Raw genomic sequence first — 15,918 nt, 5'->3', positions numbered from 1 at the left:
CTCCGGGAAGTCTCCGGCCGACAGTTGAAAATTACCATTTTGAGGAGATTGCGGTCCGCGACTTGGTTCGATCGCCAATGAGGCTCGACCTTAGTACTCAGATCCGGCCCATTCTCCCGATCTCAACGCGGAGGTTTGGGAAACTCACACCCCGCACTACCGCCCGACATTGGCACTCAGTGCCGGCCCAACCTCCGGGTCTCAACTGGACGGGTTAGAAATTCTCGGACTGCCAAACGGGGCAGGAATGCATTCTGGTCGGTGTCTCGAAAAGAATTGCCGGTCTCCGACGCTAGTTGGAGCGCGGCTCTCCTTTGAGTTGTGGCTGAAATGAGACGCTGCTAGGCTCAACTTGGGTGGGGTTAGAATGGAAGTACGTTACGATCGATTGATTCTTTCAATGGATGATGCGGAACTTGAGCAGTTCTGCCGCCACTGGGTTGAGAAGAAGTCCGGATATTTCGAGGTGAAGCGCTTTGCCGGGACAGGCGACCTTGGCCGCGACGTTGCAGGCTTTCTCACCGACCAGCGCCATGATGGCGAATGGGATAATTATCAGTGTAAGCAATACCGCAGTGGCGTCGCTAAATCTCAAGGCCTCTTAGCTATCGGTAAGGTCCTGTACTGGGCATGGAAAGGCGAGTTCACCGCTCCTCGGAAATTTTTCTTTGTCGCGCCGAAGGGGCTAGCACGATTACTCGACGGTCTTGTTGACAAGCCAGCCGCTTTGAAAAAGGCTCTGCTCGAGGAGTGGAATTCAGTCTGTGCTAACGCCATAACCAAGAAGGTGACGATTCCCCTAGACGCCTCTCTTCGGGCTTTCATTGAGGCTTACGAATTCAAGAATGTTCACTCCATCGACATCGATGGCGTAATGGCCGATCCTGCTGTAAAACCACTCCTCATCGAAAAGTTCGGGGCTGATCCCGGCACCTACCCACCTGCGGTCGTGCCAGTGGATGTCGCGAGCGCGGAAATGCGATACATCGGCGAGCTTGTTGAGGCTTACGTAGAGCGCGCCGGAACGGCTTTTTCCGATCATCAAGCGGTGCTTGCCGATTTAGAGCATGGCCCTGACATGCGCCGCCAGCGCGACCGCTACTTCGAGGCTGATGCGTTTCAGAAATTTTATAGGGACAATACGTCAGCCTCTGTGATCGCGGGCTTTCGCAGAGACGTCGAATTCGGTGTTGTTGACACATGGAATACCGCCGCGCCGGACGCTTTAGCGCGCGTTGAGGCTGTGATGAAGCAGGCTGGAACAATCACGCCGGCGGGCCCCTTGGCAAAGTATGCGCACGTGCCTGTCAAACAAGGTATGTGTCATCATTTCGTGAATGACGGCGCCTTGTCATGGAAAGGAAAAAAGCCATGACGGAATCGGCTCAGCAAAATCTCTTCAACGGTGCTTTAGAAACTGGGGTACGGAGCGTTGTTATCCTTGAAACTGCTTACCCGCGCACATTCGATCTAACACAACTGACTTGGCTCGATCACCTCGTTGTTCATACCGAGGACCTCGACGGGCCACGGAGTCTCCACCCTAATATTCCGCAACGTAATGGCGAGTTGCTGGTCCGTCGCTCTTTAGTCGAGAAAGGGCTGATGCTAATGCGGCAGTTGCATATGATCGAGACAAAGTTCACATCTTCCGGCATCGTTTACATTGCACGTGAACAGGCCTCGCCCTTCGTCCAGCTCATACGAACCGATTACGGCCGCACTCTCAAAGATCGCGCTGAGTGGGTTCTTGATTATTTTTCTGAACGCGGGGCTGATCACTTACACGAGGTCATTACTAAGAAAATTGGCCGCTGGGCTATCGAATTTCAATCCGGCGCCAAACCAGCGACTGGCACATGACTTACGCGGGTTGGCACATCGATCTTCTCTCCTTCGAAGGCAAAGACGATAAGAGCGTTAAGCTGTCATTCGCTTCAGGGCTCACTCTCATTTATGGCGCGTCAAATACGGGAAAATCCTTCGCGCTGAAGGCTTTGGACTTCATGCTCGGCGGAAGCGAGGTGCTCCCGAATATTGACGAACGTCGTGCATATAATCGGCTCGCGATGGAAATGACGTTCAGGGGCAATCGAAAGATTCGCCTTGAGCGTGGCCTCGCGGGTGGCGCCTTTACTCTTCTTGAGGACGGTCGAGATGCGCTGACATTGGCTCCCCGCCATGTTGCCGAGAGTGCCAATAACCTCTCAAATTTTCTTCTGCGCGAGATGGGATCGCAAGGGAAGAAGATTTCTATCGACGCGGCGGGAACGCATAGCAATCTGTCATTCCGTGACATCGCCAGAGTGGTGCTTACGGACGAGCTATCTATTCAATCTGAGACCTCGCCCGTCGAGACTGGGGACCGGGGCGCATCTACCCGCGAGAGAAGCGTATTAAAGTATCTTTTAACGGGAGATGATGACTCTGCGATAACCCCTAGCATTAAGCCGAAAGATTTTCGGACAGGTCGGGCTGCGCAGGTCAGTATTCTCCAAGGGTTGATCGATCAAATCGATGCGGAGCTATCTAATTATCCGGACCCGGAAGGATTAGAGAAGCAAAACGAGAATCTGGACATTTTGCTTGAGCGTATCGAAGCCGAAATGGCCGATGTACGCGCATCAGTTCGCACATTGCTTGACGACAAACGGCAACTTACTTCGGAGATCGGAAAGGCAGAGCGGCGATCTGTCGATATAGGGCTAAGTCTAGATAGTTTTGAGCAGCTAGTAGACGTATATGGCAGCGATATTGCCCGCTTAGAATCTATTGAAGAGGCAGGTTTCCTCCTTGGGTTGGATGGTAAGAAAGCTTGCCCTGTTTGCGGCGCGCCACCTGGATCTCAAGTCCACTCACATGGACTTGTCGATATTGAATCTGTTCGCGTGGCTGCAGAAATGGAGATTCAAAAGATCCGACAACAGCGCAACGAACTCGTTCAGACTGTGACGGACACAGAGGTAGAAGCGCTGCGATTGGCTGACTCAGTGAAGAGCTTGCGGGCAGAACTGAAGGAGGTCGAGGCTCAGCTTGAGAAAGCCACGCCTGATTTTGATGCTCAACAGCGGAAACTGGCGGAAGTCATGCCTATCCGTGATCGGGTTCGGTATGGGCTCGACATAATCGAAAGACGCGCCTCCCTGGAAAAACAAAGGTCAGAAATCGAAGACTCAAGGCCTCCGAAAAGAGATGCCGCAGTCCAATTCGGTCTGACAACACAAGTGGCACTCGAGTTCGCCGATGTGGTCCACGAGGTGCTACTTGCTTGGGGCTTCCCCGGACAAAAGCGTGTCACTTTTGACCTAGCAACCTATGATCTGATCATCGACGGAAAGGAACGTCGTAACAACGGCAAGGGCGTGCGCGCAATCACACACGCAGCGTTTAAAGTTGCGTTGTTAATGTATTGCAGAGAGCGGAAGCTGCCGCATCCGGGATTTCTGGTGCTTGATACGCCGCTGCTAACTTATCGTGATCCATTCAAGAAAGTTGGGGATTTGCTCACGCCAGACGAGGAAGAGCTTCGGAACACAGACCTGAAGGAGCGGTTTTTCGAACACCTTGGGCACCTTGGCGCGCATGCTCAGTTCACGATTTTCGAGAACGTCGATCCACCTGCGAAGATTAGGGACTACGCGAAGGTCGAGACTTTTACGAATGATCCGAACAACGGTCGCCAAGGCCTTTTGTAGCGCATCCTCGGCGCGCTTTCTGCTCATGTTCCGCGATGTCGTGCATCCCAGCCACGGCCAAAAATTCAGGCTATCCGCCCTTATCCTGCGATCAATTGAGCGTTCTGCTCGGTCCAGATTAGAGGAATGGGTCCGAGCAGGCCTTCCAGTTCTAACTCGGTGGACTGCTGCCCTTCAAGGATCGACTGGATAATTGCTGGCGCCAACAGGGTTAAGCGTAAGACGCGGCTGAGGTACGACTCGTTGATGCTTTCTGCTTTAGCGAGGTCCCGGACCGTGGCGTGCTTGCCGGACTCGAGCATGTCGCGCCAGCGGTGGGCGCGTACAACCGCCTTGACGAGGGTGATGTCGATGCGGCTCGCGCGCGGGATCCACGGCGCCACATCGGCGGGGGTCACGACCTGCTTGCGACCACCCTGGTGGCGCAGTGTGATGGGTATGTGGACCGAGATCGTCCGGCCGTCTCGGCTGAGCGTCGGGCGGCGTGACTTGCCAACGATGAGGCTCTGCTGAGCGGTCATGCAGCCTCCTGCTCGGGGACAGTGGCGCTGCGGAGATCATGGCAAAAAGAGGTCAGGCCGTCGACCCGCAGGCGGAGGTCGATGCCGGTTGGGCTAATGTCCACACGCTCGACCAGCAATTCGATGATGCGGGCCTGCTCGGCCGGAAATAGCTCGGCCCAAAGAGGTTCGAATTCAACCAGCGCACTGCGGACATCGTTCTCGCCAAGCGAGGTGCCGGCCTTCTGTGCTGCGCGCCAGGTGGCCACAATGACCTCCGGCGACAGCAGCAGTGACCGGATCTGTTCAATGACGATCCGCTCGATCTCCGCAGCCGGGACTTGGCGAACCGCGCAGGCGTCGGTCCCGCGCTTAATGACGCTCTGGCTGATGTAATAGCGATAGAGCTTGCCGGCTTTCCGGGTGTGGGTCGGTGACATCGCCGCACCGTCTGGACCGAACAGCAGCCCCTTCAGGATCGCCGGGGTCTGTGCCCTGGCGCCGGCAGCTCGCTTTCGTGGGCTGTCTTTCATGAGGGCGTGCACCTGGTCCCAGAGCTTGCGGTCGATGATGGCCTTGTGCTCGCCGGGGTAGGACGTGCCTTTGTGGACGGCTTCGCCAACGTAAACCCGGTTGTTGAGCAACTTGTACAACACGCCTTTATCCAGGAGGTGGCCGTACCGGTTCGTTGCGCCTTTCGCCACCAGCTCCCGCGCCAGTAAGGTCGCGGACTTCAGGACCAGGAAGCGCTTGAAGATGCCACGCACCGTCTCAGCGTCGGCATCATGAATAATGAGCTTGCGGTCCTGAACCTCGTAGCCAAGCGGCGTCCAGCCGCCCATCCACATGCCCTTCTTGCGGGAGGCCGCCACCTTGTCGCGGATACGTTCGCCGGTGACCTCGCGTTCGAACTGACCAAAGGACAGCATCACGTTGAGCACCAGCCGCCCCATCGGGCTGCGGGTGTCGAACGACTGGGTGATAGACACGAAGGTGACGTTGCGCCGGTCGAAAGTCTCAACCAGATTGAGGAAATCCAGCATCGACCGGGAGAGCCGGTCGATCTTGTAAACGAGGATAATGTCTAGTTTGCCGGCCTCGATATCGGCAAGTAGCCGCTTCAGCGCCGGTCGCTCCAGAGTGCCACCGGAAATGCCTCCGTCGTCATATTGGTCGGGCACGAGCGTCCAGCCTTTGGCGCGCTGGCTGACAATGAAGGCCTCGCATGCCTCCCGCTGAGCTTCCAACGAGTTGAATTCCATGTCGAGGCCCTCCTCGCTGGATTTGCGGGTGTAGACCGCACACCGTAGTTTGCGGACCAGCGGCGCGGCGTCATGAGAGGGCGATCGATGGCCTCGGTCGGCGGTGGCCGCAACAGATTTGGGCTCGATCGAGCCCCTTCGGCGGGCGCTCATGATTTCACCTGGTGATTCTTGAGGCCGAAGAAGACCCAGCCATTCCACTTGGTGCCGGTGATCTCGTGGGCGACGGATGACAGCGATTTATAGGGGCGGCCGAGATACTCGAAGTCGTCGGTCCGAACCGTCACGCAATGCGAGATGCCCTGCCATTCCCGGATCAGCTGAGTGCCGGCGATCGGCCGGTGAACCGGGCGAGCTTTGCGCTCGGCAATGCTCTTGGTTTCATATTGCTTGGCCATGGCGCGGAGGCGGTCGATCGTCTCGCGGGCCAGGCCGCCGTAGGCCAGCTCCTGGATTCGATAAGCCAGCCGGCTCTCCAGGAAGCGGCGGTTGTACTGGGGCGGCTCGCTGTCAAACAGCTCCCGCCACCTTGCCTTCAAAACGGGGGCAGATGCGCCCTTAAGGGCGGCTAATTGGTTCAAAACGGTGTCATTCACGTACGGAGATCCTCGTGTTCACGGGGACCATGACCGTGTGACCCGGGCTCGAAGTCGAGCGGAGAATCTCGATTTGACGGCAAAATGAGACTGGACTTGCGGGCATTAAGACGCTGGAGGCCAAGCGCCAGGATGCCGGCGATTTCGGCCAGATCGTTGTGCGGAGATATTGTCGTCATGCTGAAGCCCTCCGCCGAGAGCTACTCAACAAGTTTGATGGCCGTATCGGTTGTAATAGTGATTTTAAGGGAGGAAAACGGCCAGCAGTTAAACTGGACAGCGAATCTAATGGCGGCGAATGCACCTAAGTATCTGCCGTTGTGGGCAATTGTTAACGAGTGGGCCGGATCCAGCGGCGAACCGGCTCTCCTTGTTGTCCGCCGGATAGGCGAGTGGGCCATCATGGATGGCTTCGCATCCGACGCCTTCATCCATCAAAATGGTACTGTGATCTCACGAATCGATATTTACGCGTCCTGCATGGCAGTCGCTGATTCGAGCCCACATTCGAATGGCCGATGGAATACACGGGTTGCCGAGGGGGCGTTGGTCAGCGGTGCGAGTGTCGTCGAATTTTGCAAATCGAATGACGTAGCTCGTCCAAGATCACTGGCCGAGCCCGCTCGTTTCACCTGGCGCGCCAAATCGCCAAAACACGGAGCGCCGCCACCCTGCGCAGGAGCAAGCGAACGGGTAACGCAGATGGAAGCTGCCGAGAGCGCGGAGGGATCGATGAATACTATGACATCGATGTTGTATGGCGAAGAATACGGGTTAATGGGCTCGGATCCGATGCCCTCGGCGCCCAACTTCCGCGGAGATGCTCTTGAACGCTGGTCGAGATATACGGTCATGGCTCAGGGCTATATCGATCTAAGTAAGCGGCCGGGGTTGCAGGATCGCCTTGATGCCCTTGTTCGTGGCTGGGAGAAGGCCTCGCATCAGCCGACAGCGGAGCAATTGAGCGTTCCGGGCGCTGCGGAAGAATCGAAAGAGCCGAGGGAGGTCAAGGTCGGTCGGCCCAAGGGGCGCGCTTATCAAATGTCCGACGACAAGCTTCTCATTAAGATGAAGGAGGCGCACGAGAAGGAGGGAGGCTCGATTGCGGCGATTGCCAGCAGGTTCGCCGAGCAGGCCGAGGGCGGCGGCACCCACGCCAGCAAAGCAAGGCGGCTGTCGACCGCCTTTCTCAAAGATAATCCCCGCTAGCGGCATATTTCGGAGTTTCGCTGCGTTAAACTCCCAAGACATTATCCAACAGAATTGATCTTGCTTCTTTGCCCGCAGCACGCGGCGAGGAGAGATCATGAAGATTTTCAATACCTGTACGATGCGAGCTGGATCCAGGAACGGACCATGAAGCGGCATTGGATGCCGCTTTACATCGCAGATTACCTGGCCGGCACAGCGCATCTCACCACTGCGGAGCACGGCGCCTACCTTCTGCTGATCATGCATTACTGGTCGAAGGGGGCGCCGCCCATCAGCGACGAGGTTGCACGTCGCGTCACCCGGATGACCAACCACCAATGGTCCAAATCGCTGCCCGTTCTAAAGTCTTTCTTTTTGGAAGACTGGCGTCACGAGCGGCTAGAGGGCGAATTGGTCCAAGTTGCTGAAAGATCTAAGGCGAATTCTGCAAACGCACGAAAGTCGCATCTGTCTCGCAGCAATCTTGCATCTGATCCGCAACACACAACCACAATCTACAATCAGATTATAAACGATGAAGAGGGAACGCGAGGCGCGTCAGCTGCAGAAATTGAACCGGCAAGCGAAGCGACATCGCTCGCACTTGCGTTCCTGAAAGCCGCTGGCCTTGCCGACCAATCGAAACTTTCTCCCGGCTGGTACGGCCTCAACGGTCGGGCCGCCATGTGGATAGCCGCCGGCTATTCAAATGCGATGATTGTCGAAGAGACCAAGCTCGTCGTTCAGCGCTCTACTGACCTTAAGCCAATCGCGTACTTCGAAAAGGCTTTCGCGACGGCATACGCCCGTCAGCGGCGGCCTCTGCCTGTCACAACCACACCCCCACCGGAGCAAGCAAATGCCGGACAACGACGACCTCACAAACAAGGACGGATCTACGATGCCCTCGACGGACAAATCGCCCTCGCAAGAGCCTTCGAACAAACTGACCGCGGTGGAGGCGCTGCTGGCTGCTCAGAAGCTTCTCGGATGCTTCCGACAGGGCGATGCGAATGACCCTGTTGTGTATGGATCTGCTATTGCGGCGGTGTTGTCGGAGTACCCTCGTGAGGTCGTGATGTACGTCTGCCACCCGTTCACGGGACTTCCCTCAACGAACACGTTCATGCCCAGCGTGTTCGAGGTCAAAGCGGCTTGCGACGAAAGGTCCTCTTGGCTAGCGAAGCTCGAAAAGCACCGCAATTGGGGTAATTCGACCATTGAAGCGCGTAAGGTCGCAATCGCAGGGCCAAAGGAGGTCAGATCTACGCGTGCCGATCTAATCGAAAAGTACGGCAAGGGCTTTGGACTAGACGAGGAACCGCCTGAGCTGCTCTCAGCAAGCCCTGCCTTCACGCCTGTGACGCTTAGCGACCACTATGCGGTGCACCGCCTCGGATTCGTGAAGCGAACTCCGAGCAAAACAGGGAGCTCCGTCGTGAAGCCAGCCTGGGACGGAGCAACTCGATCCACCGTGACCAAGATGCTCACGCTAAATCGCCTTGCGAATTGGATCATTGCTCGGCTGTCTCGGATCTAAGAGGGCTGCCATGTTTGTGAGCCCGATGACATACTTAGGCGTCTCATCGGGCTCCGAGCGAGAGGGAATCAAGTACGACCTTGGGCACCGGACCGGTTAGGGTGTTTCATCCAGAAAGAGTCTGACCTCAATCCAGAAAGCCCATCAGCGCGCACACCGGTGATCAAGGTGGCAATAACGGCGTCGGACTGATTAGGCTGCTCACGCAGGGAGGAATAGTCCCCGTCCTGGCAGAGCTTGCTCTCGGGGGGGGGTATCAAAACTCTGCGGCCTAGGGGCATCGGACCGGTTAGGGTGGTCCGCACGCAAATAGTTGGTTTTTTAATCTGAAAAGCCCACCTATATTTGGCCCCAACCGCGGCCCAGGCTACTCGTATTCTGCGGAATTAATAGAGAACGCCACTTCTTGCCGTCCATCGCCTTTAATGCTGCGCGATTGCACGCTTACTGCCAAGAAATCGGCTTGGGAGCGGTTGCTTATCAAGGTCGGTGGCCGACTTCTTTCATAACATCTGATGTGCGAACGACAGCGGTTGCCGCGAGGTGGCGATTTGATTGCAGGTGTGGTGGGCTGTCGGCGGAGGCATCAAACTTGGTGCGGGAGGGGCTGTGGACCGGGTAGGGTGGTTCACACGCAAAAAGTTGATTTTAAAATTAGGAGCCGTCTCACGCCAAAAATGTATCGAGGAAGCTCCCTTCCAAAAATTGCTGATTCAATACAAGAAGACCACCTTGTTTTCGGCGCCACTGGCAAATCCGTCGTAGCCGACGTCTCGTACACAACATGGCAACCTTCCTTCGGTTCAACCGTGCGTGAGGCCGGCATCCACCGCCAGTTCTTGCCCGGTGGCATAGCGCGCGTGATCCGAGCACAGGAACAGCGTCAGCCCGACCATCGCCTGCGGTGACAAAATCTCTGGAATACACTGGTTTTAAACGATCATGGTTTTGTAGTTCTCCGGAAGCCGGTTCCGCTGATCGGCGGTGAACACTACGCCGGCCAACAAGGTATTGACGGTGATGCCGTGCGGACCGAGCTCTCGGGCCAGCGACCAGATCATGCCAATCAGCGCCGATTTCGACGTCACATAGTGCAAGAAGTGCGGACGGCCCATGCGAACGGTGCCCGAGGACACGTTGACGATGCGGCCCCAATTCTGCGCCCTCATGTCCGGCTCGATAGCCCTGATGCAGTGGAACGTCCCGGTGACGTTAACATCCAGCGTTGATCGCCACTCGGCGGGATCGATCTGCTGAAATGGGACGCGCTGCAGGTCATTCAAGCGAGAAGCGTTGTTGACCAGGATGTCGATGCGACCGAATTGTGAGCGGATCGCATCGGCCATGCCGAACACTCGATCCCGGTCGCTGATGTCGACGCAGAGCGGCAGGGCCTCGCCGCCGGCCGCCTCGATCTGGTCCGCAACTGCGGTAGCCTGATCCAGATCGAGGTCGGCCACAACAACTTTCGCACCGTGCTCTGCAAATCCAAGTGCGAGCGACCGGCCGATATTGCGGCTCGCCTCGGTGATCACCGCGACACGCCCTGCCAGCCCCTGCATTTTTCCGGCAAGGGAGCTTTCCGGCGGCATCAAGTCAGCGCCTCCTCGGGCGCCGCCTGCCGCAGGACGGGCATGACATTGCGTAGGAAGGCAGCTGCAAGCAGGCTGGTGATCAGTGCGAATGCGGCCAGCGTCCATAGGCTGCCGCTAAAGGAACCGGTCTGTTCCCGACCGTAGGCCAGCAGGTTCGGCGCCACCACGCCGCCGATCGAGCCGATGCTGTTGATGAAGGCGAGGCCGCCGGCCGCGGCGGAGCCGCCGAGCAAGTCGCCGGCATGCGCCCAGAACACGCCGAAAACCGACCAGATGCCTAGCACGCCGACGCAAATTCCAACGAACTGTTGGATCGGCGTCGGAGCGATTGCGGCGAAGCCGTAGCCCGCGGCGGCCAGTAAGCAGCTCAGCGCAATGTGCCAGCGGCGGTCGCCCGTCTTGTCCGAGCTGCGTCCGCAGAAAATCCCGGCAATCCCGCCGATGATGAAGGCAAGCGAGATCAGCAGGCTGATCTGAATATTGCTCAGTGCAGGAAATGCCGGCTTGAGGATCTGAGGGAGAAACAGCACGGTGCCGAAATTGGCACATACCAGGAAGAAGCAGGTCAGCGTGGTAAGCAGCACGCGCGAGTCGAGAAATCCTTGGCGCGTCGTGGTGGCGCCAAGCAGGCGCTTCTGGGCCTCTTCGTCATCCAAGCGCTGCTGCAACCAATGTTTCTCGCCGTCCGACAGCCACACAGCATCTTTGATGTAGTTGGGAAGCAAAAACGGTACCATCAGGCCAATGGCAATCGTAATGACGCCCTGCACAATGAACATGGTCTGCCAGCCGTGCAGGCTGGAGAGCTGGAATGCCATCAGCCAGGTCGTGAAAGGTCCTCCGACGGCATAGGCCAGTGCCGTGGTCGACAGCAGTGTTGCATAGGCCACGCCACGCTGCTGTCGTGGCAGCCAGAGCGCCAGGTAGAACAGAAGTCCCGGCAATAGGCCGGCCTCGGCGACCCCGAGTAGAAAACGCAGGGAATACAATGACGTGGCGCCCTGGACGAAAGCCATGGCGACTACTACCGCGCCCCAACTAATCATGATGCGGGCCAGCCAAATGCGCGCGCCGACCCGCGCCAGAATGAAATTGCTCGGGATCTCGAACAGTAGGTAGCCCACGAAGAAAATGCTGGCGGCCACGCCGTACTGTGCCAGCGAAAGGCCGAGATCCTTGTTCATCTCCAGCGCCGCGAAGCTGACGTTGGTGCGATCCAACAGACTGACAAAGAACAGCAGCATGGTAATCGGCAGCAGCCGTACATTCACTTTCCGAAGAATCTTGGATTCAGAAATATTCGGCATAACCCTGTCCATTGCTAATGATCCAATCCAATTGAGCGTGTGCATGAAGCGGCATCGTTCGTCTCGCGTAGCGGGTCAGATGCTGTAATCCTAGCAGGCTCGATCGCTGCGCCCTCTCAGGAAGCCCTCATCTGCAGGTGTTCGGGTGAATAGCCGGCGATCTGCGAGTAGCCCTGAACGATCGCCTTGCGTTCCTCGAACGGTGCCACGTCTTCGACCGCATCGTTGGGCGAATTGAGCCGCGACAGCACGAAGTCGATGACGCGTTCCGGCCCACCCTCGCGGTTGATCATCACCACCGCATAGGCCTTTTCGCGCCGCTCGCGCTCGTAGGCCTGCAGGCTGGCAGCCGGATCGCCGTGGGCATTCGACAATTCGGCTCCCAACGACTTGGCATCTAGGATCGCCTGGGCCGCGCCGTTGCCGCCGAATGGGTACATCGGATGCGCAGCATCGCCCATGAGGGTGACACGCCCGAAGCTCCAGCGCGGCAGCGGCGCCCGGTCTGACATGGCGTATTCCCAGATATCTTTTGTGGCGGACGCCAACGCGTAGATGTCGAGGTCCGGGAGATCAATTGGCTCTAGCATGGCGAGGCAGCGCTCACGATTGGCGCGACCATCCCAGCCTTGCTGGGCGACAAAACCGGCACCGTCAGCGGCGGCGCGGTGTACCAGCACCCAGTTGGTCAGCATGGTGCCGGGGGTCTCGCCCTTGGCAATCGGAAACAGCACCAAGCGCGCATCGATGGTGCCGGCCACCACAAAATGCTTGCCTTCGCCAAACGACGGCCAGTCAGCGGTACCGCGCCACATCAGGCGACCGCTCCAGCGCGGCCGTCCCTCATCCGGGTACAGCGCCGCGCGCAGTGTTGAATTGATGCCGTCGGCACCAATCAGCACATCGCCGCTGGCCGTCTCGCGGTCGCCGGTCGCCGAGACGAAGGTGGCCGAAACGCCGCCAGCGATTTCGAGGTGTGATTCGAACCGAAGACCGGTATGCACGCATTCTGCCGACAGGCGGTCCACCACAGCATTATACAAGAGCTGCTGCAGGCGGCCGCGGTGGATCGAGACCTGCGGATAGGCCAGACCGGCCTTCCGGCCGCGCGCCTCTTTCCACGCGGTCAAGCCGCTCGCCGTCCGATAGAAAAGTTCGTCCGGCGCCACGCCTGCGGTTTCAATCGCCGGTAACATGCCGATCTCGTCGAACGTTGCCATCGCGTTCGGCATCAGATTAATGCCGACGCCGAGCGCCTGGATCGCCGGCGCGGCTTCGTAGATATCGCATTCGATGCCATGCTTGTGCAGGAATAGAGCCGTGGTGAGTCCACCAATGCCGGCGCCGATGATGATCGCTTTCATGGTTTGCCTTTCGAATTCTCGGGACCTGCGGGTTAGGATTGCGCTTATTCCGCGTCGGGCTTCGTAGTACCGTCGGTTCCGACCCATCCATGGTGCGAGATGTCGAACACGATGCCGTCGGGATCTTTGAACTTGCGTTCGAAATTGCCGGTCTTCTCATCGCCGAGATCGAAGTAAAATTCGCCGCCGGCTGATTCGATCAGCTTGCGCGTGGCCGCCATGTCGTCGACTTGAATCCCGAAATGGTCCGTGCCCACGCTGCGGGCGGCGTCGGCGCTGGCCGCCCCGCGCGCGCCAAAATAGTTCAGCAGCGCTAAATTGATCACGCCATCGCTAAGATATACTGCCGCTCCAATCGGCAGTTCTTGCTGTCCGACGCGCTTGAATCCGAACACCTGTTCGTAGAACAGCGCCGACTTTTCCAGACTTTTAACGCGCAGGGCGATGTGGCGAAGTCGCGGTTGCATTTCAATTCTCCTGATCTTGAGATGACGATCTTTCGCTCGGTAGGCCGTGAATTTGGTAAGAGGGTTAGTATGCGCTTGCGCGCGGGATGTCGGGCTCGCCGATAATCGCGCGAAGGAACTGCACCGAGGGATCTTCCGCCGTCGCAAGCGCCTGCAGGATTTCGAAGTGGTTCTTGTGAGCGATCTCGCGGCAAGCGGCAAGCTTTCCGGCGCCATGAAGCGCGGCAGAAAACGCGCAGGCCTGGCGGATAAATTCGGGCGACTCGTTCGCGCCATACAAAACGTGGAGCGGGACGCGGCAGTTCTCGACATGGTGAATGGGGCTGAGTGCCCATGCTTCGTCCGCCGACAGGTCGATGTAGGACCCCCGCGCGCTCAAAATGACAGGTTCGAGATCGTACGCCCCGCTGATGCAAACTGCGCCAAGGATCGCCGCCGGGTCGATTCCGAGCGCGCCCCAATCCTGCTGCGCGAGCAAAGCCACCATATGGGCGCCCGACGAATGGCCGGATATCAATAGCTTCTCCACTACGCCGCGTTCGATCTGGTCGCGGTAGGTCCATGCCAGCGCGGCGACCAGCTGCTGCAAGACGTCTGGCATTCGGGTCGCGGGTAGCTTGCCGAAGTCCGGCACAATGAAATTGGTTCGCAGCTCGTTCATCAACGGTGCCAGGAATGCACCATCGCTCTTCGATTGACCGCGCCATGCCCCGCCATGGATATGAAAATGCGCAAAGCGCGCCCCTTCACCAGCGGGATAGACATCGAGTACTTCGACCGGCCCGGCGCCGTAACGAACCTCTCGGTAACCGTGCGTACGGGCGCGGACATCCGGCGCTGCGGCGGCCCACTGCTTCAGCAGGACTTCCATATTGTCGGCCCATTCACGCTGGGTATAGGCGGCGTCGAGCTCCGCCTGCGTGTAGCCTGCATAGATTAGAGGGCCGCGTTCGCTCATCGATTTTGTCGCCTGTCGAGTGGAAAACCTGCGCAAGTATCGACAGCGCCTCGGCAGAAAGCCATTGCAAAAGCAGGCTTCAGCTATAACATCTGGTAATGTCCATAAATCACCGAGAGTTGAGCGTTTTTTTGGCGATTGCGCGATCCGGAAGCATCAATGCCGCCTCTAAGGCGATGGGAATGACGCAGCCGGCCCTCAGCCGGTCGTTGAAACGTCTTGAGAACCAACTCGGTGCCCATTTATTCACCCGTCACGCATCCGGAATGACACTGACTGCTTTTGGCGGCGCATTGCGGCGGCACGCTGAATTGGTTGAGTTCGAGTCCAACCGGGTCGTTGAAGAACTGAAGTTGCTGGGCGGCGCGGGCTCCGGCTCGGTGCGTGTCGGACTCGTGCCCAGCGTGATCGGCGGCTTGTTTCAATCCGCCTTGCCGCACGTCTACAAGGCGTCGCCAAAAATTCAGATCCGGCTGGTCGAGGGATCGGGAGACCGCATGATCGAGGCAGTGGCGCGCGGTGAGGTGGACTTTGCCGTGGTCGGCCGCCTAAGCATGGAGACGACGCCCGACTTGGTGGCGACGCCGATCGCGCGGGAAGAAGTCTGCGTCGCTGCGGGCGCGCAGCATCCGGTGTTCAGCAAAGCCAAAAAGGTCACTCCAAAACAGCTGCGCAATTATGTTTGGGCGTTGCCCGAGAACGGTAACGCCATCTGGTATGGATTTTTGGAGCTGTTCCGATCGGCCGGACTGGAACCGCCCGTGCCGGCCATCTCAAGCAATTCGGTTCACGCGCTGAAATCAATCGTCGGCCATCATCATCATTTGACGATGATGACGCGGGTGGTTTTCGCGCTGGAGGAGCAGCATGGACTGATCCTGCCCGTGCCTGGGACATCCTGGTTGCGCGAGCTCGCGGTCGTACGCCGCACTCGGAGCAACCTGATGCCGGCGGCGCGATTGCTGTTGCGCGAATTGCAGAAGCAGGCGCTATATGAGTCTGTCGTAGCGTAATGAAGGGCGTCGATCGCCCCGTGCGGTAGACCGCTCTTGCTGCAAAGGGGACCATTGATGTCTGTATCGTGCTGTGGAGAGGTTATCAACTTAGGGGGAAAGTATCCGCCGGTTAGGGTGATTCATACAGAAGAAGCAAAGCTCAATACAGAAACCCATCGGTGCTTGATGCGGTGGCCAAGAGACTACGTGAGAGCGATGTCGGAATAGTCGTGATGATGAAGAAGGGCACTGTTATGCTGGTTGAGCGCATTCGTAGGCCCGACGATCTACGTTCTCGCTCCAGCTAAAGACGCGGGTGGGGGGGCGAAAACTCAAGGGCTAAAGGCATGGGACCGGTTAGGGTGGTTCATCCAGAGAGAACCAGAGCTCAATCGAGAAAGCCCACCTACCATTGCAGACGTGTGCAAGCCGTAGTGCTGATCGCTGA

At 58.0% G+C, this 15,918-nt stretch carries 13 protein-coding genes and 1 pseudogene; 6 read left to right on the top strand and 8 right to left on the bottom strand.

Going from position 1 to position 15,918, the window contains the following annotated elements; all coding sequences use genetic code 11:
* Positions 1-367 precede the first annotated feature (367 nt).
* From FIU28_RS25540 to FIU28_RS25530, 3 genes are read left to right on the top strand one after another with little or no spacing between them, the layout of a single operon-like run.
* Positions 368-1,375: an ABC-three component system protein gene (locus tag FIU28_RS25540; protein ID WP_143575857.1), complete on the top strand. Its 1,008-nt coding sequence runs from the start codon at positions 368-370 to the stop codon at positions 1,373-1,375.
* On the top strand, positions 1,372-1,863 hold the full coding sequence (locus FIU28_RS25535; protein WP_143575856.1) for an ABC-three component system middle component 2: 492 nt from the start codon (positions 1,372-1,374) through the stop codon (positions 1,861-1,863). The genes FIU28_RS25540 and FIU28_RS25535 overlap by 4 nt, the downstream gene beginning before the upstream one ends.
* On the top strand, positions 1,860-3,695 hold the full coding sequence (locus FIU28_RS25530; RefSeq protein WP_143575855.1) for a hypothetical protein: 1,836 nt from the start codon (positions 1,860-1,862) through the stop codon (positions 3,693-3,695). The genes FIU28_RS25535 and FIU28_RS25530 overlap by 4 nt, the downstream gene beginning before the upstream one ends.
* Positions 3,696-3,775: 80 nt before the next feature.
* Here FIU28_RS25530 and FIU28_RS25525 read toward each other — a convergent pair whose 3' ends face one another.
* From FIU28_RS25525 to FIU28_RS25515, 3 genes are read right to left on the bottom strand one after another with little or no spacing between them, the layout of a single operon-like run.
* The gene (locus FIU28_RS25525; protein WP_143575854.1) at positions 3,776-4,216 is read right to left on the bottom strand and encodes a hypothetical protein; all 441 of its coding nucleotides are present in this window, start codon (positions 4,214-4,216) and stop codon (positions 3,776-3,778) included.
* On the bottom strand, positions 4,213-5,610 hold the full coding sequence (locus tag FIU28_RS25520; protein ID WP_143575853.1) for a recombinase family protein: 1,398 nt from the start codon (positions 5,608-5,610) through the stop codon (positions 4,213-4,215). Before FIU28_RS25520 ends, FIU28_RS25525 begins: the two co-directional genes overlap by 4 nt.
* Positions 5,607-6,053, bottom strand: coding sequence for a DUF2924 domain-containing protein (locus tag FIU28_RS25515; RefSeq protein ID WP_143575852.1), 447 nt, complete (start codon positions 6,051-6,053; stop codon positions 5,607-5,609). The genes FIU28_RS25520 and FIU28_RS25515 overlap by 4 nt, the downstream gene beginning before the upstream one ends.
* Positions 6,054-6,230: 177 nt before the next feature.
* Here FIU28_RS25515 and FIU28_RS25510 point away from each other — a divergent pair, with 177 nt between their 5' ends.
* Complete coding sequence (locus tag FIU28_RS25510; protein ID WP_143575851.1) at positions 6,231-7,262, top strand: hypothetical protein; 1,032 nt, start codon at positions 6,231-6,233, stop codon at positions 7,260-7,262.
* Positions 7,263-7,409: 147 nt separating this feature from the next.
* Positions 7,410-8,261: a YdaU family protein gene (locus tag FIU28_RS25505; RefSeq protein WP_143575850.1), complete on the top strand. Its 852-nt coding sequence runs from the start codon at positions 7,410-7,412 to the stop codon at positions 8,259-8,261.
* 1,326 nt (positions 8,262-9,587) lie between these two features.
* Here the strand turns inward: FIU28_RS25505 and FIU28_RS25495 are convergent.
* From FIU28_RS25495 to FIU28_RS25475, 5 genes and pseudogenes are all read right to left on the bottom strand, one after another.
* A pseudogene (locus tag FIU28_RS25495) lies at positions 9,588-10,346 on the bottom strand (SDR family NAD(P)-dependent oxidoreductase).
* A gap of 29 nt (positions 10,347-10,375) precedes the next feature.
* On the bottom strand, positions 10,376-11,686 hold the full coding sequence (locus FIU28_RS25490; protein ID WP_168209973.1) for an MFS transporter: 1,311 nt from the start codon (positions 11,684-11,686) through the stop codon (positions 10,376-10,378).
* Positions 11,687-11,802: 116 nt separating this feature from the next.
* Positions 11,803-13,050, bottom strand: coding sequence for an FAD-dependent monooxygenase (locus tag FIU28_RS25485; protein ID WP_143575846.1), 1,248 nt, complete (start codon positions 13,048-13,050; stop codon positions 11,803-11,805).
* Positions 13,051-13,094: 44 nt separating this feature from the next.
* Positions 13,095-13,517: a VOC family protein gene (locus tag FIU28_RS25480; protein WP_143575845.1), complete on the bottom strand. Its 423-nt coding sequence runs from the start codon at positions 13,515-13,517 to the stop codon at positions 13,095-13,097.
* A 64-nt stretch (positions 13,518-13,581) separates the two neighbouring features.
* Positions 13,582-14,475, bottom strand: coding sequence for an alpha/beta hydrolase (locus FIU28_RS25475; protein ID WP_143575844.1), 894 nt, complete (start codon positions 14,473-14,475; stop codon positions 13,582-13,584).
* Between the two features lie 98 nt (positions 14,476-14,573).
* On the opposite strand from FIU28_RS25475, the gene FIU28_RS25470 reads away from it, so the two are divergent.
* On the top strand, positions 14,574-15,488 hold the full coding sequence (locus tag FIU28_RS25470) for a LysR family transcriptional regulator (RefSeq protein WP_143575843.1): 915 nt from the start codon (positions 14,574-14,576) through the stop codon (positions 15,486-15,488).
* Positions 15,489-15,918 lie beyond the last annotated feature (430 nt).

Source organism: Tardiphaga sp. vice154 (genome assembly GCF_007018645.1).
In the GTDB taxonomy this organism is placed as follows: Bacteria; Pseudomonadota; Alphaproteobacteria; order Rhizobiales; family Xanthobacteraceae; genus Tardiphaga.
This window is presented reverse-complemented; position numbering and strand designations above follow the sequence as displayed.

Coding starts and splice junctions, on each gene's coding strand:
- FIU28_RS25540 (WP_143575857.1), top strand. CDS start 368: ATGGAAGTACGTTACGATCGATTGATTCTTTCAATGGATGATGCGGAA.
- FIU28_RS25535 (WP_143575856.1), top strand. CDS start 1,372: ATGACGGAATCGGCTCAGCAAAATCTCTTCAACGGTGCTTTAGAAACT.
- FIU28_RS25530 (WP_143575855.1), top strand. CDS start 1,860: ATGACTTACGCGGGTTGGCACATCGATCTTCTCTCCTTCGAAGGCAAA.
- FIU28_RS25525 (WP_143575854.1), bottom strand. CDS start 4,216: ATGACCGCTCAGCAGAGCCTCATCGTTGGCAAGTCACGCCGCCCGACG.
- FIU28_RS25520 (WP_143575853.1), bottom strand. CDS start 5,610: ATGAGCGCCCGCCGAAGGGGCTCGATCGAGCCCAAATCTGTTGCGGCC.
- FIU28_RS25510 (WP_143575851.1), top strand. CDS start 6,231: ATGCTGAAGCCCTCCGCCGAGAGCTACTCAACAAGTTTGATGGCCGTA.
- FIU28_RS25505 (WP_143575850.1), top strand. CDS start 7,410: ATGAAGCGGCATTGGATGCCGCTTTACATCGCAGATTACCTGGCCGGC.
- FIU28_RS25490 (WP_168209973.1), bottom strand. CDS start 11,686: ATGCCGAATATTTCTGAATCCAAGATTCTTCGGAAAGTGAATGTACGG.
- FIU28_RS25485 (WP_143575846.1), bottom strand. CDS start 13,050: ATGAAAGCGATCATCATCGGCGCCGGCATTGGTGGACTCACCACGGCT.
- FIU28_RS25480 (WP_143575845.1), bottom strand. CDS start 13,517: ATGCAACCGCGACTTCGCCACATCGCCCTGCGCGTTAAAAGTCTGGAA.
- FIU28_RS25475 (WP_143575844.1), bottom strand. CDS start 14,475: ATGAGCGAACGCGGCCCTCTAATCTATGCAGGCTACACGCAGGCGGAG.
- FIU28_RS25470 (WP_143575843.1), top strand. CDS start 14,574: ATGTCCATAAATCACCGAGAGTTGAGCGTTTTTTTGGCGATTGCGCGA.